The 20,573-nt window shown below is 62.6% G+C and carries 18 protein-coding genes; 9 read left to right on the top strand and 9 right to left on the bottom strand.

The genetic code is table 11. The features are described from left to right. Window positions 1–33 precede the first annotated feature (33 nt). Together BLT09_RS27905 and BLT09_RS27900 are read left to right on the top strand one after the other, a co-directional pair. Window positions 34–1,050, top strand: coding sequence for a glycosyltransferase family 2 protein (locus BLT09_RS27905; RefSeq protein ID WP_236473058.1), 1,017 nt, complete (start codon window positions 34–36; stop codon window positions 1,048–1,050). Next, on the top strand, window positions 1,050–2,834 hold the full coding sequence (locus BLT09_RS27900) for an ABC transporter ATP-binding protein (protein WP_091599293.1): 1,785 nt from the start codon (window positions 1,050–1,052) through the stop codon (window positions 2,832–2,834). Before BLT09_RS27905 ends, BLT09_RS27900 begins: the two co-directional genes overlap by 1 nt. A gap of 114 nt (window positions 2,835–2,948) precedes the next feature. Here the strand turns inward: BLT09_RS27900 and ftsH are convergent, their stop codons facing one another. From ftsH to BLT09_RS27875, 5 genes are all read right to left on the bottom strand, one after another. Continuing rightward, window positions 2,949–4,862, bottom strand: coding sequence for an ATP-dependent zinc metalloprotease FtsH (gene ftsH / locus BLT09_RS27895; RefSeq protein ID WP_091599290.1), 1,914 nt, complete (start codon window positions 4,860–4,862; stop codon window positions 2,949–2,951). 232 nt (window positions 4,863–5,094) lie between these two features. Continuing rightward, on the bottom strand, window positions 5,095–5,919 hold the full coding sequence (locus BLT09_RS27890) for an ABC transporter permease (RefSeq protein WP_091599287.1): 825 nt from the start codon (window positions 5,917–5,919) through the stop codon (window positions 5,095–5,097). Window positions 5,920–5,921: 2 nt separating this feature from the next. After that, on the bottom strand, window positions 5,922–7,202 hold the full coding sequence (locus BLT09_RS27885) for an ABC transporter permease (protein ID WP_091599284.1): 1,281 nt from the start codon (window positions 7,200–7,202) through the stop codon (window positions 5,922–5,924). A 5-nt stretch (window positions 7,203–7,207) separates the two neighbouring features. Continuing rightward, window positions 7,208–8,257, bottom strand: coding sequence for an ABC transporter substrate-binding protein (locus tag BLT09_RS27880; protein ID WP_051505746.1), 1,050 nt, complete (start codon window positions 8,255–8,257; stop codon window positions 7,208–7,210). Between the two features lie 5 nt (window positions 8,258–8,262). Then, on the bottom strand, window positions 8,263–9,447 hold the full coding sequence (locus tag BLT09_RS27875) for an ABC transporter ATP-binding protein (RefSeq protein WP_236473057.1): 1,185 nt from the start codon (window positions 9,445–9,447) through the stop codon (window positions 8,263–8,265). 311 nt (window positions 9,448–9,758) lie between these two features. Between BLT09_RS27875 and BLT09_RS27870 the strand changes: the two genes are divergently transcribed. The 4 genes from BLT09_RS27870 (at window position 9,759) to BLT09_RS27855 (ending at window position 14,751) form a co-directional block, all read left to right on the top strand. Next, a complete protein-coding gene (locus BLT09_RS27870; protein WP_091599281.1) occupies window positions 9,759–11,147 on the top strand; it encodes an aminotransferase-like domain-containing protein in 1,389 nt (462 codons plus the stop codon). A gap of 10 nt (window positions 11,148–11,157) precedes the next feature. After that, on the top strand, window positions 11,158–12,408 hold the full coding sequence (locus BLT09_RS27865) for an NAD(P)/FAD-dependent oxidoreductase (RefSeq protein WP_091599279.1): 1,251 nt from the start codon (window positions 11,158–11,160) through the stop codon (window positions 12,406–12,408). 266 nt (window positions 12,409–12,674) lie between these two features. Then, window positions 12,675–12,863: a hypothetical protein gene (locus tag BLT09_RS27860; protein WP_023799140.1), complete on the top strand. Its 189-nt coding sequence runs from the start codon at window positions 12,675–12,677 to the stop codon at window positions 12,861–12,863. A gap of 490 nt (window positions 12,864–13,353) precedes the next feature. Then, window positions 13,354–14,751: a thiol-disulfide oxidoreductase gene (locus BLT09_RS27855; protein ID WP_208602551.1), complete on the top strand. Its 1,398-nt coding sequence runs from the start codon at window positions 13,354–13,356 to the stop codon at window positions 14,749–14,751. A 180-nt stretch (window positions 14,752–14,931) separates the two neighbouring features. Here the strand turns inward: BLT09_RS27855 and BLT09_RS27850 are convergent, their stop codons facing one another. Continuing rightward, window positions 14,932–15,333 carry a DCC1-like thiol-disulfide oxidoreductase family protein gene (locus BLT09_RS27850; RefSeq protein ID WP_091599273.1) on the bottom strand — a complete coding sequence of 134 codons (402 nt, stop codon included), beginning with the start codon at window positions 15,331–15,333 and terminating at the stop codon, window positions 14,932–14,934. After that, window positions 15,330–15,518 carry a hypothetical protein gene (locus tag BLT09_RS27845; protein ID WP_091599270.1) on the bottom strand — a complete coding sequence of 63 codons (189 nt, stop codon included), beginning with the start codon at window positions 15,516–15,518 and terminating at the stop codon, window positions 15,330–15,332. The genes BLT09_RS27850 and BLT09_RS27845 overlap by 4 nt, the downstream gene beginning before the upstream one ends. Before the next feature lie 368 nt (window positions 15,519–15,886). Between BLT09_RS27845 and BLT09_RS27840 the strand changes: the two genes are divergently transcribed. The 3 genes from BLT09_RS27840 (at window position 15,887) to BLT09_RS27830 (ending at window position 18,409) form a co-directional block, all read left to right on the top strand. Further along, window positions 15,887–16,939 carry an acyltransferase family protein gene (locus BLT09_RS27840; protein WP_167366557.1) on the top strand — a complete coding sequence of 351 codons (1,053 nt, stop codon included), beginning with the start codon at window positions 15,887–15,889 and terminating at the stop codon, window positions 16,937–16,939. Window positions 16,940–17,157: 218 nt separating this feature from the next. Next, on the top strand, window positions 17,158–17,964 hold the full coding sequence (locus BLT09_RS27835; RefSeq protein WP_091599264.1) for a class I SAM-dependent methyltransferase: 807 nt from the start codon (window positions 17,158–17,160) through the stop codon (window positions 17,962–17,964). Between the two features lie 139 nt (window positions 17,965–18,103). Beyond that, complete coding sequence (locus tag BLT09_RS27830) at window positions 18,104–18,409, top strand: hypothetical protein (protein WP_023799134.1); 306 nt, start codon at window positions 18,104–18,106, stop codon at window positions 18,407–18,409. A gap of 88 nt (window positions 18,410–18,497) precedes the next feature. Here the strand turns inward: BLT09_RS27830 and BLT09_RS27825 are convergent, their stop codons facing one another. Beyond that, complete coding sequence (locus tag BLT09_RS27825) at window positions 18,498–19,352, bottom strand: aldo/keto reductase (RefSeq protein ID WP_091599410.1); 855 nt, start codon at window positions 19,350–19,352, stop codon at window positions 18,498–18,500. 157 nt (window positions 19,353–19,509) lie between these two features. Then, window positions 19,510–20,520, bottom strand: coding sequence for an Lnb N-terminal periplasmic domain-containing protein (locus tag BLT09_RS27820; RefSeq protein ID WP_091599261.1), 1,011 nt, complete (start codon window positions 20,518–20,520; stop codon window positions 19,510–19,512). Window positions 20,521–20,573: the final 53 nt, after the last annotated feature.

Raw genomic sequence — 20,573 nt, 5'->3', positions numbered from 1 at the left:
TCCCACCAGCCTATGCAGCACAGTCGCTCGAGTATGCTTGCGTCCATTTCGGCCGATCCCCGGCCGCAGCACGGCCCGGCACCGGAGGTCAGCTTCATCGTCTGCACGCGCAACCGCGTTGCGGTGCTCGAGCCTTGCATCAAGTCGATCCAGGCCGCGTGCCGTGCCCATCCTGCCTTCGCGGCCGAACTCGTGGTTGTCGACAACGGCTCGACCGACCGCACGGCAGAACGCCTGGCCAGCATCGCCGAACTGTCGGACATCCCATTGACGGCTGTTTGCGAGCCACGACGCGGATTGGCGGCGGCCCGCAACGCCGGTCTGGCGCGAGCACGGGGCCGTGTGCTGGTCTTCGTCGATGATGATTGCCAGGTCCATGGCGACTACCTCAGTGATTTGCAGCGACATTACGGGACTGGGGAACGGGTCGTCCGGGGCGGCCGCGTCGAGATCGGCGATGCCAGGGATCTGCCGTTCACGATCAAGCGATCGCTGGTCCGCGAGCGGCTTACATCGGATGTTCATCCCGGCGGTTTTGTGCTCGGCTGCAACATGACGATGCACCGCGATGCTGCTGCCCGCATCGGCCTTTTCGACGAGCGGTTCGGCGCAGGCGGCCCGCTGCGCTCCGCGGAAGATACGGACTATCTTGTGCGAGCGGTGCTGCTCGGAATCCCAGTCGAATATGTGCCCGATATGACGATCTTCCACCATCACGGCCGGCGAGATCACAAGGCCATCGAAAAGCTCCACCGCGACTACTGCCTGGGCAATGGCGGGCTGTGCCTGAAACATGTTCGCCATGCGCCTTGGCTGCTTCGCCATTTCTACTGGGCCGTGCGATCGGCTTTCCGGGAATTGGTGAAGGGGCCTCGGTTCGATTGCGAACTCAAGCTGTCGCACTGGCCGATCGTCATCATGAATCTGCTCGGCGCGGCCAAGTTCGCGGTTCTTTCGTTGGCGAGACGGCCAGAGGCGCCGCAAGTGCGGCAGGATCAACAAGCACAGGATCAACAGGCAAATGCCGAGGCGAGGGTGAATACGCCATAATGCGACTGGTACCGCCGAGCCTGCCGATGCTGCGCCGCGCGCTTGGAGGGAAGCAACTGCGGCTGCTTCCTGCCGTGGTGATGCTGGGTCTTGCCAGCGCGGCCCTTGAAGGCTTCGGCATAGGGCTGATCATCCCCTTGCTGGGCATCATCATGGGGCAGGGGGATCAAACCGGAATGGCCGGCTTTTCTGCCGTGTTCCAGCATTTCGGATCTGACCTCAGCGAGCGCGACCGGCTGATCGTCATTTCGGTCGCCATTCTCGGCTCGATCGTCCTGAAGAACGTCTTCGCCTTCGCAAACACGCTGCTGACGACCTTCATCTATGGCAAGGCCAGCCATTCGATCCGCAGCGCACTGTCGGAGCAGTTGCTGCGGGTCGGTTATCCATTCTTCCTGCAGCAAAGTCCCGGACGGCTGCTCAACATCATCTCCAACGAATCCTGGCGGGCATCGGATGCGATCCAGATCATGCTGACGGCCATCGTCAGCGCATCGGCCGCAATCATTCTGCTGGCTTTTCTGCTCCTGCTTTCATGGCAGATGACACTGTTGGTCACGCTCGGGTTGGTCGTCGTTCAGATCGCGCACGCCGTGCTGTCAGCCAATTTGAAGGCGCCGAGCCGCAGCGTCGCTTCGCGCAACAGCGATCTTGCATCGCAGATGCTCCACCTCGTGCATGCCGGGCGTCTGATCCGTATTTTCGGACAGGAGAGCCGCGAGAAGGCGACATTCGATCAGGCGTCGGACGCGGTTCGCCGGGCTGCTTTCGTCCTGCTTACGCGTCAGGGCGCGCTGCCGCCGCTGACCGAGGTTCTCCACGCGATGCTGTTTCTGGCGGTGGTGATCGGCGCCTGGTTCGTGGGCGTGAGTTTCCCGCTGATCGTCGCGTTCGTCATCCTGCTCTACAGGCTGCAGCCGTATATGCGGGCCCTGCAAATGGCCTGGAGCCAGTTGCAAGGCTTGAGCGGATCGCTTGAAGAGGTGGTCTGGATGCTGGACCCGACCGACAAGCCCGAACCTCCGCGAGGACACCGACCGTTCCAGGGCTTGGCGCAAGGGATCAAGTTCGATGACGTGACCTTTACCTATTCCGGCAAGGACCAACGTGCCGTGGTGCTGCATTCGGCGGCATTCGAGATCCGCAGCGGCCGCTCGACGGCGCTCATCGGCCGCTCAGGCGCAGGCAAGACGACGATCGTCAATCTCCTGTGCCGCTTCGTCGAGCCTGATGCCGGTAGAATTCTCGTCGATGGATCACCCCTCGACCAGATCGATCCCAGCCACTGGCGAAGGCATATCGCACTCGCCAGCCAGGATTTGGAACTGGTGGATGGCACCATTTTTGAGAACATAATCTACGGGCAGGACGCAGCCTCGGCCGGCGACGCCCAGCGTGCTGCAAAGCTGGCCGAAGCTCATGAATTCATTGAACATCTGCCGCAAGGCTACCAGACGGTCGTCGGCTACAGGGGCGTCAATCTTTCAGCGGGACAGCGGCAGCGGATCGCACTGGCGAGAGCATTGGTGCGCGATCCCGATATCCTCATCCTGGACGAAGCCACCAATGCGGTGGACGGACTGTCGGAAGCGGCCATCGTCGAGACCTTGAAGTCGAGGGCAGGCCGCCGCACGACCATAGTGATCAGTCATCATCACAGCACCATCTCATTCTGCGACGACGTGGTGATCCTCAGCGGCGGTCGCGTGAAAAAGCAGGCGCCTTTCGCCTCTCTGGCGACGCTCAGCATGGATGAGCTTTACCAGCATGACTCAATGGATTGACGAGGGATTGCGATTCTGCTTGCCGCGGTCGCCTTCCCGCCGCAGGCAGTATCTCTGATGTGGGGCTGCGGTTTTCGGCAGTCGACCCCGGACCACGTTGGGACAGGAAGGCCGTCACTCGGCCCGGCGCGAAAAATTTGTCGCCGCAGCCTTGCCTCGTCGTATCGGTCGCTTCCCCGATTGCGGTTCGGATGCCGCCGTGCGATCCGGTGTCGCGACGTTTCCGACGAGCGATGCGAGCTCGGCCTCGCTGAGCGTCTCGATCTCGAGCAGCTTGCGCGCCGTCTTTTCCAGCAGATCCCGTCGGTCGGTGAGGAGCCCGACGGTTCGCGAAAAAGCTGTGTCGACGATGCTGCGAACCTCCTCGTCGATGGCCTCGGCGGTGGCCTCGCCGTAATCGTGCTCGCGCGGACCGCCGGCAAGTGGGTTGGGGCTCAGGAAGGAGCGCTGGTCCTTTTCCAGCGCCACATGGCCGAGCTTTTCCGACATGCCGTAACGCGTCACCATGGCGCGGGCGATATCGGTCACTTTGGCCAGGTCGTCGGCGGCCCCCGTCGACAGATGCCCGAACACGATCCACTCGGCCGCCCTGCCGCCGAGCAGCACCGCCATCTTGTTCTCCAGTTCCTCGCGGGTCATGAGGAAGCGGTCCTCGGTCGGCCGCTGGATCGTGTAGCCCAAGGCGCCGACGCCGCGCGGGATGATCGATACCTTGTGCACGGGGTCGACGCCGGGCAGCGCCATGGCTACCAGTGCATGGCCCATTTCGTGATAGGCGACGACCTCGCGTTCCCTCGGGTTCAACAGCCGGTTGCGCTTCTCGAGCCCGGCCACGATGCGCTCGACCGCATTGTTGAAATCGTCCATCGTGACGACATCCGCCCTCCGGCGCGTGGCGAGCAGGGTTGCCTCATTGACCAGGTTGGCGAGATCGGCGCCGGTAAAACCCGGCGTCAGCGCGGCGCCTTTTTCTGCATCGACATCCGCCGCCAGCTTCGCCTTCTTCATGTGGACTTTAAGGATCTGGACGCGACCTTGCTTGTCCGGGCGATCGACCAGCACCTGCCGATCGAAACGGCCGGCGCGAAGAAGTGCCGGGTCAAGGATTTCCGGGCGGTTCGTCGCGGCGAGCAGCACGACGCCGATTTTCGGGTCGAAACCATCGAGCTCGACCAGGAGTTGATTGAGCGTCTGCTCCTTTTCGTCGTGCCCGCCCATCGTCGGGCCGGCACCGCGGGCGCGGCCCAGCGCGTCGAGCTCGTCGATGAAGATGATCGCCGGGGCCTTGGCGCGTGCCTGCTCGAACAGGTCGCGCACACGGGCGGCGCCGACGCCGACGAACATCTCGACGAATTCTGAACCCGAGATCGAGAAGAACGGAACTTTTGCCTCGCCGGCAACGGCTTTCGCGAGCAGTGTCTTGCCGGTGCCGGGCGGTCCGACCAGCAGCACGCCCTTGGGCATGCGCCCTCCAAGACGGCCGTATTCCTGCGGGCTTTTCAGGAAATCCACGATTTCCTGCAACTCGGCCTTGGCCTCATCGACGCCCGCCACGTCGTCGAAGCCGATGCCGGTATTGGCCTCGACATAGACCCTGGCCTTGCTCCTGCCGATTTGCATCAAACCTCCCATGCCACCCGCCATTCGTCTCATCAGCAGCATCCACAAGCCAAAGAAGACGAGGATCGGGACGACCCAGGAGAGCAGGTCGCTCAGGAAGGTGCTTTCGATCTGGCCAGTGACGGTGACGCCGTGTTCCTGCAGCTGCCGCGCGAGGTTAGGCTCGACGCGCGTGGTAATGAACAGCGGCTTGCCGTCCTGCGGCTCCTTGAAGCGGCCCTGGATGAAGCGATCGGAAACCTGCACGTCGGCGATCTTGCCGTCGCGCAGCAGGGTTTCAAACTGGCTGTAGGGAATCTGCGCGACGTGCTGCGTGGCGGTATAGACATATTGGAAGATCATCAGCCCGACGAAGGCGACGATCCAGTACCAGATATTGAACTGCGTCTTCCTGTTGCCCATGTCCATGGCGTGTCCTCCAGCGTCACATCGATGCAGGTCGCCGAACCGCCGCGGCTTCGAAGCGTGCCTTGGGAGAACGTCGAGGAGCGCAAAGTGTTGCAAAGGAGGGCTGCGAGGGAAACCTTGGGATCGCGCTCCCTGCGGCAGCTATCCACCCGATCGCGACCATTTTCCACCGATCGAGATGGCCTGACTCAGGCAGGCCTATAGAAGCTCTGGCCGACCGCCGCACGGTCTTCTAGTCGATGCGCGGTCGCTGCTTGCCACGGCGGGCCAGAACATTGGCGACGACGAGCAGCACGATCGACAACGCCATCATCAGCGTCGCGGCGGCGGTGATTGCCGGGCTCAGCTTCTCGCGCAGGCCGATGAACATTTCGAGCGGCATGGTGCGCTGATTGGCGCTGGCCAGGAACTGCGCCACGACGACCTCGTCGAACGAGGTGACGAACGCAAAGGCCGCCCCTGACAGCACGCCGGGCAGGATCAGCGGCAGCATCACCCTGAAGAACGATGTGATGGGTCTTGCGCCGGAGATGGCGGCGGCGCGCATCAGATTGCGGTCGAAGCCGGAGAGGCTCGCCCCCACCGTGACGACGACGAAGGGGCTGGCGAGTGCGGTATGCGCCAGGATGATCCCGGCATAGGTGCTGGCGAGGCCGACGCGCGCATAGAACAGATACGAGCCGACGGCGGTGATCACCACCGGCACGATCAACGGCGACAGCAGCAGCGGCATGACGATGCGGCGGCCGGGAAATTTTTCGTCGGAAAGTGCGATCGCCGTCAACGTGCCGAGTATCGTTGCGATCAGCGTCGTCCCGAACGCAACGATCAGGCTGTTGCCGATGGCTGCCTGCCAGCGCTGGGTTCCGAGCACGACCTCGTACCAGCGCGTCGAAATTCCCTCCAGCGGAAAGATGAAGAAGGCGCCGCTGTTGAACGACAAGGGAACGGGAATGAGGATCGGCACGAGGAGGAACAGGATCACCATGCCGCACCACAGCCAGAGCAGGGTGATGCGGATTCTTTCGCCTGTCGTTGGATAGGGAGACAGCAACATGGCTACACCAGCTTGAGACGGTCGAGGCCGAGGATGCGGGCGAAGATGCCGAACAGCGCCAGGGTGAAGACGAGCAGGATGAAGCTGAGCGCCGCCGCCATCTCCCAATTCAGTTCGACATTGACATAGCTGGCGATGAAATTGCTGATCAACTGGTCGCTGGCGCCGCCGATCAGCGCCGGCGTTATGTAGTAGCCGAGACAAAGGATGAAGGTGAGCAGGCAGCCGGCCATGACGCCCGGAAAGACCTGTGGCAGGTAGACGCGGCGGAAAGCGGTGAACGGTTTTGCGCCGAGCGAATAGGCAGCCTTCATCTGCGAGGGTTGGATAGTGCGCATGACGCTGTAGATCGGCAGCAGGGTGAACGGCAGCTGGATGTGGGTCATGGCGATGATCAGGCCGATGCGGCTGTACATCAAATCGAGCCGGTCGTCGGCAACGCCGAGCCACAGCAGCAGGTCGTTGACCAGGCCGAATTTCTGCAGGAGCACCGTCCAGGCCGCGGTTCGCACCAGGATCGACGTCCAGAACGGCAGCAGCACCGCAACGATGAGGATGGCGGCGAGCCCCTTGGGCACGGAGGCGATGAGATAGGCGAGGGGGAAGCCCAGGACCAGCGTGGCCAGGGTCACCGCTGCGGCGACCAAAAAAGTGCGCATGAACACCTGCACGAAGATCGCCTGTTCGGGTGGCACTCTTTCGATGCCGCCATCGGCATTCCAGCGCAGATCAAGCGCGCTCAGCAGATAGAACGACGTCACGCTATGGGTGCCGCTCTCGATGACCGGCCATGTGCCCGGTGCCGACCAGAACGGCACCGCTTTCATCACCTCCAGCGGCGGCCTGTCGGCAGCCTCCAGTTGGCGCACCGTCTTGAGCACCTGGCTGCGTGCACCGGGCAGGCGGGCGTTGAGGCTCTTGGCGAGTTCGTAGGCGGTCCCCTTGGCCTGATTGCTGCGGAGATCGGCGGCAAGGGCCAGGAACGCAGCATCGTCGGGCAGTCCGGTGCCGTTCCAGCCGCGCAATGCCTGGCTGGTCTGCGGCAAGGCGTCGGCAATCGTTGGATCGTAGACGGCGCGCGACAGAAGCAGGACAAGCGGGATGCCGAAGCTCAATGCCAGCAGCACCAGCAAAGGTGCCGCCAGCGTCAGCGATCGCAGGCGGTCGCCGAGATCGGCGCGGCGAAGTGCTGCCGCAACCGACTTTGCTGCGCCGGAATCGGCGGCCGACCAGTTGCGGCTTGCCCGCGGCCGGTCCAGTTTCGTGGGCTCGAGCGCCGACATTTTCCCTACTGCGCGAGCCAGGCGTTGAAGCGCTTGACCAGATCCTCGCCATAGTCGCCCCAGAATTCGGTGTCGGCGACCAGGTAAGCGGTCATGTGGTCGGGTGCGTTCGGCAATTTCGGCAGGGCGTCCGGCGCGACGAAGGAGGCCGCATCGATGCGCACCGGCCCGTAGGTGATGTAGCTGGCGAGCTTGGCGTTGATTTCCGGCTGGCTGATATAGGCAAGGTATTTGTAGGCCAGATCCGGGTTCTTGGCGCCCTTCGGAATGGCGATCATGTCATATTCGAGGATCTGGTTGTTCCAGACGATCTTGAACGGCGCCCCGTCCTTGTCGATGGCGTTCTGGATACGGCCGTTCCAGGCGGTGGTCATCACCACTTCCTTGGATGCGAGGAGCTGCGGCGGCTGTGCGCCGGCATCCCACCAGACGATGTCCTGCTTGATGGTGTCGAGCTTCTTGAAAGCGCGGTTGACGCCTTCGGGGGTTGCCAGCACCTCATAGACATCGGCCGCCGCGACCCCGTCGGCCATCAGTGCCCATTCGAGGTTCTGTGCCGGAAACTTGCGCATCGCGCGCTTGCCCGGAAACTTCGTCGTGTCGAAGATGTCGAGGACCGAGGTTGGCGCCTCCTTCAGCACGTTGGGGTCATAGGCAAGGACATCGCCATAGGCGTCGAGACCGACGCCGCAGTCGAGCGCCGAACCTTCGATGAACTTTTCACGCGGGGCGATCCTGGAATAGTCGAGCCGCTCGAGAATGCCGGCGTCGCAACCCTGCAGCACGGTCGCGGTCTCGACCGTCACCAGATCGATCGGCACGTTGCCGGTATCGACCATCGCTTTGACCTTGCCAAGATCGCCAAGATATTCCTGCTCGACGATCTTGATCCCGGTTTCCTTGCTGAACGGCTCGAACCATGCCTTGCGCTGGGCATCCTGCCAGGCGCCGCCGCTGGCCATGATCGAAAGCTCTTCCGCGAAAGCGGCATTTCCCATGGTGATGAATGCTGTGGCTGCCGCGAAGGCGAACAGCCGGGCTTTTGTGATTTTCATTGTTCTTATTCCCCTGTTTTCGAGATGGAACCGCCCGTTCCGGCATCGGCCGGAAAGGCGCGGCAATCGGTGGGCGCGCAGGAAACCGTGACCGGTTCCCCGTTGCCCATGGTCGCTTCGGGGCCGACCTTGACGGTCAGCACCTGGCCGCTTTCCAGCCTGGCCAGAAGACGCTGGTGGTCGCCGAGATAGATGCGGCCTTCGACCGTGGCGGCTAACGCATTTGCACCGTTCGAAGCGGGCGCGAGCTTCAACCGTTCCGGGCGGATGGCGACATGGCAGGCCGCGCCTTCGGCGACGCCGATGGCCAGCGCGGCGACCGAACCGCCGCCGTGCAGCGCGACGCGGCACTCCTTGCCGGAGACGCGCTCGACCTTGCCTTCCAGCGTGTTGTTTTCGCCGATGAAGCTGGCGACGAACGAGCTCTCCGGCGTGTTGTAGAGATCGTCAGGCGAACCGAGCTGGGCAATCCCCCCATTGTTGAACACGGCAACGCGGTCCGACATGGTCAGCGCCTCGCTCTGGTCGTGCGTCACATAGACGATGGTGACGCCGAGCATGGTGTGCAACTGCTTGATCTCGATCTGCATGTGCTCGCGCAGCTTCTTGTCGAGCGCGCCGAGCGGCTCGTCCATCAGCACCAGGCTTGGCTCGAACACCAGCGCGCGGGCGAGCGCGACGCGCTGCTGCTGGCCGCCGGAAAGCTGCGCCGGCCGCCGGTCGCCGAACTGCCGCAACCGCACCATGTCGAGCGCGCGGCCGACGCGGGATGCCACGTCCGCCCTGGTGGTCTTGCGGACCGAGAGCGGGAAGGCGACGTTCTCCTCGACACTCATGTGCGGAAACAGCGCGTAGTTCTGGAATACCATGCCGATGTTGCGTTCGTAGGGCGGCAGCCTGTCGACCGACCGGCCTTCAAGCGTGATGACGCCGCAAGTCGGCCGTTCGAAGCCGGCAAGCATGTTGAGCGTCGTCGTCTTGCCCGAACCTGAGGGGCCGAGAAGGGTGAGGAACTCGCCGCGCGCCACGCTGAGGTTCAGCCGTGTCACCGCGAACGTGCGGCCGTCATAGGATTTCTCGACATCGACGAACTCGACAAATCCCCGGCCACAGGTATTGGGGCTGCCGACGTTGACCTCCGGTGCCGGACCCGCGCTGTCGCGCGACAGGCCTGTCGCTTCGGCGATCACGGACGGAATTCCGTTGAGCGCCCGCAATGGCCGCTTGTCGAAACGAAATGGTGCTTGCCGTCCATGTGCCGGTCTCGCTTGACGCTGGCCGCGCAAGGCGGCAAACCAAACTTGTATGCTCACACAATCAATCGCCAAAGAACCATAGATGCAGACAAGTTTGCCCGTCAAGCGGCTTTCTTCGGTGTTGTGTGAGATTTTCAGCCCGGATTTTGGAATTAGGCACCGGACAAGCGCTATTGTCCGGAACATTGTCTTATGCTAGATGCGCCGGTAGCCAGAGTGTCAACACACCGAAACCGCCAATCCGCATGCTTCATGACCTGCAACTCGCCTCGGAGGAAGGCCCGGTCTACCGGCGCCTTGCTGACGCTATTGCCGAACGGATTACAGCCGGCACGCTTGCCGTTGGAGACAGGCTGCCGCCGCAGCGCGAGATTGCCCGCGCACTGGGCATCAACGTCACCACGGTGACGCGGGCGCTGTCGACGCTGCAGCAGCGCGGCCTGCTCGAAGCGCGGCCTGGACGCGGCACGACGGTGGCTGCCCGCAACGGCGGCGAAGGAACCGGTTTCGTGTCGGCACCAAGCGACGACAGCGGCGTCATCGACCTTTCCGTCAACCGGCCGGCAACCTCGGCCTATCTCGAAGCCCTGGCCCTGCTGCTGCCGCGCCTGGCCAAGGACCGGCACTACGCCACGCTTCAGGACTATCACCCGCCCGAGGGGCCGCTGTGGGCGAGGGCGGCGATTGCCGAGTGGATGCAGCCGGTCGCCGGCGACGGCGATCCCGGCCGGGTGGTGCTGGCGGCGGGTGCCCAGCATGGGCTGGATTGCGTGCTTGGCGCGGTGACCAGGCAGGGCGAGGTCGTGCTCGCCGACGAAGTGACCTATCAGGGCATCAATGCGCTATGCCGGGTGCATGGGCTCGATCTCAGAGGCATCGCCATGGACCGTGGCGGCATGCGGGCCGACGCCTTCGAGGCGGCCTGCGCGCAGCTGCGCCCACGCGCGGTCTTCCTGGTGCCGACCCTGCACAACCCGACCACCATCACGCTGGGCGAGGAGCGCCGGCACGAGTTGGTGACTGTCGCCCGTCGCCATAACGTCCTCATCATCGAGGATGACGTCTATCGGCCGCTGGCGGACAATCCGCCGCCGTCGCTTGCCAGCCTCGAGCCCGAGTTGACGGTTCACATCGGCGCCTTGTCGAAATGCCTTGCCCCGGGACTGCGCCTCGGTTTTGTGATCGCGCCACGCGCCATAGCCGGCCAGGTCGCCGCGGCTTTGCGCATAAACTGCTGGAGCATCAGCCCTCTGACCGCGCTGATCGGCGCACGGCTGATAGAAGAGGGCTCGGCGGCGCGTATCATCGAAGCCCAGAAGCAGGAGCTTCGCCAGCGCCAGGCCATCCTCACCGAAATCCTCGGCCGCTACGATGTCCATAGCCACGCCACCTCGACCCATGCCTGGCTGCGCCTGCCGGAGCCGTGGCGCGGCGCGGGTTTCGCTCGCACCTGCCTGGAACGTGGCGTTGCCGTTCTTCCCGGCGATGCCTTCGCGGTCGGGCGCGAGCCGGTACAGCACGGGGTGCGCATCAATGTCGGCGCCGCGCGCTCGCTCGACGATCTGCGAACCGCGCTGAACACCATGGCCGAACTGCTCGCGGCCGGGCATCTGCAACTGCCTGGCTTCGTCTAGGGGTTTAGTCGTGGCAGCAGCGGAAACCGTTGAAATCGCCATTGTCGGCGCTGGCGTAATCGGGCTGGCGACGGCGCTCCGCCTTGCCGCCGAGGGCCGCGAAGTCTTGCTTGTCGACCCCAATGAGCCGGGCTCCGGCGCTTCGTTCGGCAATGCCGGCACGATCGCCGAGTATGCCTGTATGCCGGTCGGCAATCCGGCCGTTCTGCGCGCGCTGCCAAAACTGCTGCTCGATCCAGACAGCCCTTTTTCGCTGCGTTGGCCGGCTCTGTTCCAGTTGACGCCGTGGCTGGTCAGTTTTGTCAGAGAGTCGCTTCCGGCGGCCACCCGTGCCAATGCGCTGGCGCTCGCCGGGCTTCTGGCTGAGGCCCTGCCGGCCTGGGAGGAGATGGCGCAAGAGGCCGATATGGCCGACCTGCTGCGCCGCAACGGCTGCCTCTACCTGTATCGTCGCGAGAGCGGTTTCGCCAGGGCGGCCGGTGGCAGGGCGCTGCGCGCCGGGTTTGGCGTGCATCAGGAGGTTCTGACGCCGGGAGAGGTGGCCGCGCTCGAGCCGAGCCTGCCCACGACCGGGGCCAGCGGACTGTACTTCCCGGATTCGATGAATGTCACCGATCCAAAGACGCTGATGCGGCGGCTGCTCGATGCCGGAACCGCCCGCGGCGTGTCGGTGGCACAGGCTGCTATAACCGGGCTGCAGGTCGAGGCGGACGGTGTCAGGCTCAGCGGTTCCGGGCTTCGCATCAAGGCGAATACGGTGGTGATCGCCGCGGGTGCGCAATCGCGGGCGTTGGCTATGCAGGTCGGCGACAGCATCCCGCTCGAGACCGAACGCGGTTATCATCTCGAATTCCCGACCGAAGCGCCTTTGCTCAATCGTCCGGTCTGTCCTGTCGATCTCGGCTTCTACATGACGCCGATGACCGGCCGGCTGCGTGTCGCCGGAACCGTCGAGCTCGGCGGGCTTGCAGCACCGGCAAATCCGCGCCGGCTGGCGCTGCTGGATCGCGGTGCCAGGCAGTTCTTCCCCTCACTGGGCCGATCCTCATCCGAATGGCTCGGGTTCCGGCCGTCGCTGCCAGATTCCCGGCCCGTCATCGGTCGGTCATGTGGCAGCCCCAGGGTGTTCCATGCCTTCGGTCATGGTCATCTCGGCCTCACCCTGGCGCCGATCACGGCCCGCCTGGTCGCCGACCTCATTGCCGGACGCGGCGATCCTGACTGCCTTGCGCCCTTTGCGGTGGGCCGCTTCGCTGCTTGACGCCAGGTCGGCTCCGCCGCGGCAGCGTAGCGCGTGAGCATTGGACAGGCAGTTCGGCGACATTCAAGCAGAAACCCGCCCCGGTCTCCGGAGCGGGTCTGTTGCCTGAGGCGGAACTCAACACATGTCCGCAGCCGCAAGGTCACCTCGCGATGCTGAAGATCTGGTTAACCCGCCATATTTGATTCAAATCCAGCTGTGGATGTTCGCCTTTGGGTAAATCGAAATGGGCCATCGTTGTCCAGCGGCGGGCAAAAGGAGAATCCATGACCAGTGACTTTGCCGCAGCCCACCTCCATCTTGAACGAGCCTGTCACTATTTGCGCGGCGATGACGAGACGAGCAGCGCGGCGCGCGCCGCCCTGGACATCCTGATCGATGCAATTGTCGCAGCCCAGTACAAGCGTCCGCCCGCTGACGTGGTGGAATTTCCCAGAACGGCAAAGCAGCGTTAGTCGGCGAAGCGCGGCGCATCCGCAAGATTAATGCGCCGCTTCAAGTTCTTGTTTTCATACATGTCGTTGTGCTGACATGTCGTTGTCCTGATACTGCTGCGCGCCCTCGGTCAGGCCCGAGGGCATGCCTTGGGCGACATGCAGTCGCGGGCGAAACAAATGGAGCGGGATGGCCAGTTCAAATTAAACGCATCCCGCTTTGGGGCCGCCGTACCCTCTCCCAATGGCTGATGCTCGGCAGCAGGAGCTACCGACGACGGCGGATTGACTCTTACTCTGCGCTCATGCTGATGTTGCAGTGCAACATAGAACGGTTCCGAAGGCGCGCCAAGTCGTCCCCAGTTGGGCGCCAAAAGAACCTGCAGGGGAACTTGAGGGGGCTTAACTGGTGTTTATTGGGCAGCAGCAGTATTCAAGCGCGACACCGATATGGAACGTTAGTCGCAGCAAGATCACGAAAGTCAGAGGACGGGACGATACATTTGACGGGTTGACCGCATTTGCCCCGTTCTGGGCAATGGCGGCGATCTTCAGTATCGCCGGTGATATCTACTCCATGCTTGGCTACAAGGGGCCGCTGTTTGCCGCTCTGAGCTGGTCGGTCGTCCTGTTCAGCCTGCTACTCCTGCTGTACCCGCGGCGAACCGAGTTCTTGATCGGGCTCGTGATGGTATCGCTTGTGCTGTACGCGCTGCGCATGCCGGTCGCTTCGAACAACAAGACGATCACGGCGGTGATGAACGGGGCTATCCTGCTCAGTGCGGCAGTGCTCTATCTGCGGGCCGCCGGCCGCGGCGCCGCGCTGGCCCGGATGGAGCTTTATCAACAGATCCGGATCGTCGCCCGGGCGCTGCTCGCCATCATGTATTTCTACGGCATCTTCCACAAGATCAACACCGATTTCCTCGATCCTTCCGTGAGTTGCGCGGTGGGCCTCTACGCTCCGCTGGCTCGTCCGTTCGGCCTCGAGGACAATCTGTTTGGCCGGTATCTTGCGATCTTCGCCACCTTCGTCATTGAGGCGATTGCCATCGTGTCCCTCTACTGGAAGCGCTATTTCGCCGTGGGGTTCATCCTCGCACTCGTCTTCCATTACGTGATCCCGATCTCGGCTTATTCCTGGTACATGGACTTTTCCAGCCTGGTGTTCGCGCTGTATGTGCTGAGCATCCCCACGCCCGCCAGCGAGGCGCTCTATCGCACCTCGCTGGAGTTTACCAATCCGCTGCGCGAGACGTTCGGCCGGATCGGGATCTTGCTGCCGGGCGCGGCCGTGATGCTGGTCGCGGTCACTCTCGTCATTGTGCTCACTTATGCTTTTCCCGGGCGCTCCTTCGACATGATGGTCCACTCCGTCTGGATCCTCATTTGGGCGGTAGTGGGCGGCGCGGCGATGGTCGTGCTGTCCTACGTGGCCCTGCAGAACCTGCCTTGCCGGACCGTCTCCTCGCCGCGCCAGCCGCTCTGGGTCTATTTGGTGCCCGGCTTGTTCTTCCTCTCCTGCCTGTCACCCTATGTCGGGCTCAAGACGGAGAGTTCCATCAACATGTTCAGCAATCTGCACACCGAAGCCGGCCAGACCAACCATCTGCTCTTTCCCAAGCCACCATACATGTTCAACTATCAGAACGAGGTGGTGAAGATCGTTGATTCCTCGGAGCCCCATCTCGTCCGGCAGTCGCAGGCGGGCAATTACCACGTCCTCCTCGATGTGAAGAAACAACTGCGCCGGAAGCCCGAGGCTTGGGTGACTTACGTGAAGGATGGCGAGACGATTACCCGCGCCAACGCGTCGACCTTCGCAGGCGAAATGCCCAGCCTCCTCGAACGCAAGTTGCTTGTGTTCAAGTTGGTGGATTTCTCGCGGCCGAAGTCCTGCACCCACTGAGCGCCGCTCTCACGGAAACTGGTAGATGTCGCCGGGCAGTCTAGCCATCCATTTCGCCGGGAACTGTCCAAAGCGTGTCGCGATTGCAAGGGACACGCGGCGCTTTAAGTTCATGTCGTTGTCGCAAAACCGCTGCGCACCCTCGGGTCAGGGCCCGAGGGTGCGCTTTTGTGACATGCTTTAGCGCCGTTCGAGGTCGGCAGGGATCAGCGAGCGGCCGCGAAGCCTCAGGGTGGCCCGGCGTCCGAGCTTGAGCGCCGGATAGATCAGCCGCGCGGCCGTCCTGTTTGAGAGAATCCTGCGGTTGAGCCAGCCGAAAAGCGTCGAAGAGGAACTGAGGATCGCCAGGAGATTGATGGCTTCCTCGCCGTGGTAGACGCGGTCCTCGAAAACGAAGAGCATGCCCTCGTTCAGGTCGAAGCCCTGGCGCTGAAACCCGACAACGCGCGGGTCGCCGGAGCGCGCGTCGAGCAGCTCGACAGGACCGACCGCGTCGCGCAGCCGGGCAAAGCGGACATAGCTCTGGCAGAAGATGCAGTCGCCGTCATAGACGATAAGCGCCGTCTTGCCGGGGGCCTTCATTGCAGCGTCGGATCCTGACTGTGCCCGATCGGTGCTTCTACGGAGCTATCGATCGCGCAATTGCCGTAGAATGCGCAGCCGGAGACGACGGGCAGATTGCTGAAGGCGTCGAGAATGGCGACGAGCACCAGCCCGACAATGCCGAGCATCAACATTTTCTTGTAGGCGGACAAATCGCGAAGCATCTTGGTCCTTTGCTACTTGAATCGGACCTGGTCGATCCGACGTCAAAGCGCGATCGATTTCAACAGCCGTCTGGCTGCAAGAACGACAGCCCGTGCCGGTCAAGGTTTCCTATAGTAAGCTCTTGAACTGCCATAGTCGGCACCAGCCTGTTATTGTGCAACGCAACAATGGGTGAAGATCGGCGGAAAATCAAGCGGAATGCTGAATTTTGCCGCCTTTATGCGACATTGCGTCGGCGGCAATTTCGATCGGCAATCCGTGACGCCGGGCCAATTCGCACTTGCCACACAGTATGATGCGGTGCACAATCGCCATCGAAACCGAAGGACCGGGCCGGCCGATAAGCCGTATCCAGGAAACGCTGAAGTTGAACCTGCCCATACGTGAGACCTGGCTGGACACCGCCAAGGGCTTGGGAATCACCCTCGTCGTCATGGCCCACGTCCTCGACCACAGCACCTGGCGCTGGGCGCACCCGATTTACTTTGCGGCATCGCTGTTCTTCATGCCGTTCTTCTTCATCATATCAGGCTACCTTTTTGCCGTGACGGAGAGGAAGGCGCTTTTCCGCAAGCGCGTCCAGGGCCTGCTCATCCCCTATGTGATGTTTCTCGGCGCGATCATGGCGAGCGTGCTCGTTGTGGACTTTTTGCGCGGCGACACCCCGGCGCCCTGGCAGATCAGGGAACTCATCACCGACGCGCTGCTGGGCGGACGGCACCTGACGCGCGAACTCGGCGTGTTCTGGTTCGTCACCTGCCTCGTCGCCACGCAACTCGTCTACAACGAGGTCGCGATCAGGACCAGCGGACCGACCGATCCCGGAATGCTGATCTTCGTCGGCGCATCCGTCGGCCTCGCCTATTCAATCCAGGCCTACTGGCAGGAGGTGCGCGCGCCGCTGGCCCTGACGAACGTGCCGCTCGCCATCGGCGCATTCTGGTTCGGACATTTCCTGCGCGAACGCGGCATGAGCGCGCTGTGGTCGGCGGTGTTTGTCGTGGCGGTTGCCGGGGTCGCGCTCGCGGCGGCGCGGACGGGTTCCGACTTTACCTTCAGCATGAAGAACGCCATCTTCGGCCCACCGCTTCTCGGCCTGCTCGTTGCATTGGCGATCTCGACCTTTATCCTCGGCCTCGTCCGCTTCATGGCGATGCCGAGCTTGCGCATCGCTCCGTTGGCGGAAATCGGCGCAGCCTCCCTGGTGATCATGTTCGTCCATCAGTTCGTTCATTTTACGCTGCGGGACTTCGGAATGTCTTCCGAGTTGGCGCTGATCGCCCTGTCGCTCGGATTTCCCTATCTGCTCTATCGCGGACTGAGATCGTCCCGGATACTGTCGCCCTGGTTCATCGGAAGCGGAGACCTGGCGCTCAGCATCCAACTGATGAGGCGGAGCCTCGCGTTCCGGGCAGGCTGAGCACGAACGCGTCCAGGTGACGGCAGCAGCGGTTTGCTTTCGGATCTGAGATGTCCAGCGCCCGGATCGTCTGCCTTGCCGGCCCGGGGCCGAGCGTGCGCGTGTCGGCATCCGAGTACGATCCCCCGGACAGACCTTCCTGGCCCCCTGTTCCCGCGAGGGCGGCGGGCGTATTCTCACGGTCCGACGGGTCGAAATCATCAGGGGAGGAGATTGCGATGGCTGAGGCAACGCGCCACGACACCTGGCAGGCCGGGGATAGCTACGACCTCTATATGGGGCGATGGAGCCGTCAGATCGCTCCACCGTTCCTGGATTGGCTCGATCCGGCGCAGGGTCTGGACTGGCTGGAGGTAGGCTGCGGAACCGGGGCGCTCTCGGCAGCCATCCTGGCCCGTTGCAATCCCGGGAGCCTGGTGTCCATAGACCCGTCGGAGGGGTTTCTCGCCAAGGCGCGGGCAAACGTGCCGGACAAGCGTGTCGCGTTTCTCGCAGGCGATGCGCAGGCCCTGGCAGTCGAATCGGGCAGCAAGGACATGGTCGTGTCGGCGCTTGTCCTCAACTTCGTCCCCGACAGGCAAAAGGCGCTCGCCGAGATGCGGCGAGTGGCCCGCTCTGGAGCGACGATTGGATTCTATGTGTGGGATTATCCTGGCGGCGGGGTGGAATTCATGCGGGCCTTCTGGACCGCTGCGACGGCGCTTGACCCCGGTGCCATCGACCTTACCGAAGACAGGCGTTTTCCATTTTGCACACAAGATGGATTGACCGATCTCGCGGAGAAGGCAGGCCTGGGCTCCATCGACTCCACCCGGATTGAAATGCCGGCCGTGTTCAAGGACTTTGAGGACTACTGGCGCCCCTTCACCCTGGGTGCGGGACCGGCGCCCGGCTACTGCATGAGTCTCGACCCCGCAGCTCGCCAGAGATTGATGGAGAGGCTCCGCGACAGTCTGCCGCGCGGCGAGGGCGGGTCCATTCCCCTGAAAACGAGAGCCTGGGCAGTCAAGGCGAAGGTGCGCTGATGACCGGCAGCCCATGTCGCGCCAAACCGGCAGGCGGCCAATCATAGACTGCCGGCGCAAAGTTCGGGTTGACCGGCCTTGTGCGCGAAGCGACTATTCGTCTGGACAGCCGAGATGCAGATTGCGCGAGGAGATTACGATGGACGAGCCCGATCGCTGGCGTCACATGTCGAGCGCGCCAAGGGATGGCAGCCGAATCCTGGTCACAGTTCGGCCGTCTGAGCAGGGGCCAGCGGAAGTCGACCTGGCTTACTGGTCTCGAGCCGACCAGTTCGGCAGCGAAGGCTGGCGCGCTTCCGACTCGTCGCCCGGACGCGTGGTTGAATACGCCGAGCCCGAGCTGAAATGCTGGATGCCACTGCCGACAGCCAATCTGAGCAAGGGTTCATTGCCGAGCCCCTGGGACGAAGAAGATGTCCCGCTGCTGGATGGATCGGGGATATGAGGCTGAGCGCGATCGTCACAGCTGCCAATCTCCCCCCAAGTGGGGGAGATTGGCAGTTCGCCCGTCGGCTCCTTCTCTTCAAGCTTGCTTAGAACAGGAACGCAGCCGTGGCCGGGTTCGCGCCCGTACGGCCGTCTGATGAATCCATGCCTCGAATGAGCTCGAGGTCCTTTGAATCCAGCTCGAATTCGAAGACGTCGAAATTGGCGGCAATCCGATCCTGGTGGATCGACTTTGGAATGACGATCAGCCCTTCCTGAAGATGCCAGCGGATGATCACCTGCGCCACGGACTTGCGGTGTTTTCCGGCGATCTTTTCGAGGGTCGGGTCGCTCAACAGCCGGCCGCTGCCCAGCGGGCTCCAGCTTTCGATGCGGATGTTGTGCGTGCTGTGAAATTCTCTGGTCTGGCGCTGTTGAAACCGGGGATGGAGTTCGATCTGGTTGACTGAGGGTGTGACACCAGTCTCGCCGATGATCCGCTCCAGATGGTCCTGGTTGAAATTCGAAACACCAATCGACTTGATCCGGCCGGATTGCCTGAGTTCGATCAGCGTCTTCCACGCCTCGACATATTTGCCCTGGCTGGGCACCGGCCAGTGGATCAGGAACAGGTCGATCTGTTCGATGCCGAGCTTGTTCATCGTCTCGTCGAAAGCCCGCCGGGCGGCGTCACGCTGATGCGCGCCGTTGCGCAGTTTCGAGGTGATGAACAGTTCGCTCCTCGGCACGCCAGCCGTGCGGATCGCCTGCCCGACGCCTTCCTCGTTCTGGTAGCCTTCGGCGGTGTCGATCAGTCTGTAGCCGGCCTCGATTCCCCAACTCACGACTTGGGCCGTAATGGCTGGATCGACCTGCCAAACGCCAAGGCCGATCTGGGGAATGGCTGAGCCATCGTTCAATGTGATCTGCTCAGCTTTAGTCAGGGTAATTTGTTCAGGCATGCTCAGGTCCTTCTGCATCGCTCCGCCCAGCGCAGTGCTTATCTAGGCGCGGCGTCCGCCAATGCGAGTCGACAGGTGGAGAAAGTAGAAGTGCGCCGTGAAGCCGGGATGAGATCCGGTTCGAACCGCCCAGCGTTTCCAAACATGGTTCCAGAGATCAATAAATTGGACCGGGGGATGGCACGCCAATCCGGATCGATCTCGAAAAATCTGGCGAAAGGCCCGACTCCCGCGCACGGCCGTCAATGTGGGCCGCCTCCCTCAAAACCGACATCGGCAAGCTGACATCGAGCGCACCCCGTGCATACGCATATTCGGGAAGATAGCCGTTAACGATGAGGCGCCAGTCAAGAGGCACCACGTCACCGACGGCTCGCATCATCTTGACGATCGTGGTCGTGCAGTTCGTCGTGATGGAATTATAGAATTCTGGAGTCGTGGAAAGTGCATTTGCGTCCAAGACGTATTCCAGCAAGAGCGCCCGGGCCGCTTCCGGTGACACTTTTAGCCGATAGATTTGGACATCCTCTCCGCGAACGTTTGACCTGACGCCGACGACGTCTCGCTCATCAGCCGCAATAATGACCAGGGGATTGCTCTTGAACAGGTCTGCCATGGGTGAAAATTTGCCGCCTCCATGGCGCCGCACCTCAATCGACCAGGCAAGATAGTCGCCTCCTGCAAAGCCGAAGCTTATGATGACATGGGCGATTTTGGTCCCGGACCAATAAGACATGAAGAGATCCACCGTCTGAACGCTGGAGAGGTCGTAGGTCCGCGTTGTCCAGCGTTCGGTGAAATCAGTAGCGCTACGCCACTCGAAGTCGCGCACATCAGTCAGCGTCAACAGGTTTCCGTCGCGTGTGCCGGTTACCTGACGGGCGACGTCGGGCGCCCAGTCCGCGTGATCGAAAGGCCTGATGGTGCTCCACCAAACCAGAACCACAGCTAACGCAGCTGCAAACAGGACAAGCGCCTTGATGCGAAACCGGCTGAAGAGGGCGATGATAGTGGCGAGGCCGAACAAGATGAACAGGACGCCGGCCAGAGCCCGTCCAAGCTCAGCCACAGGCAGACGATACCACATGGCAAGTCCGGCCCAGGCAGTCAGGATTGCGACGGCCAGCGAAAGGATGATGGCAAGCGAGATCCGAGCGATGCGACGCATCTATTCCCCCCTGGCGGGCCGCTCTCTGGTGGCCTCGCATTGCCTGGATGCCA

The organism is Mesorhizobium muleiense (assembly GCF_900099905.1).
GTDB classification, from domain to species: Bacteria; Pseudomonadota; Alphaproteobacteria; order Rhizobiales; family Rhizobiaceae; genus Mesorhizobium; species Mesorhizobium muleiense.
The sequence above is the reverse complement of the archived record's forward strand: the minus strand, read 5'-3'. Positions and strand labels throughout refer to the sequence as shown.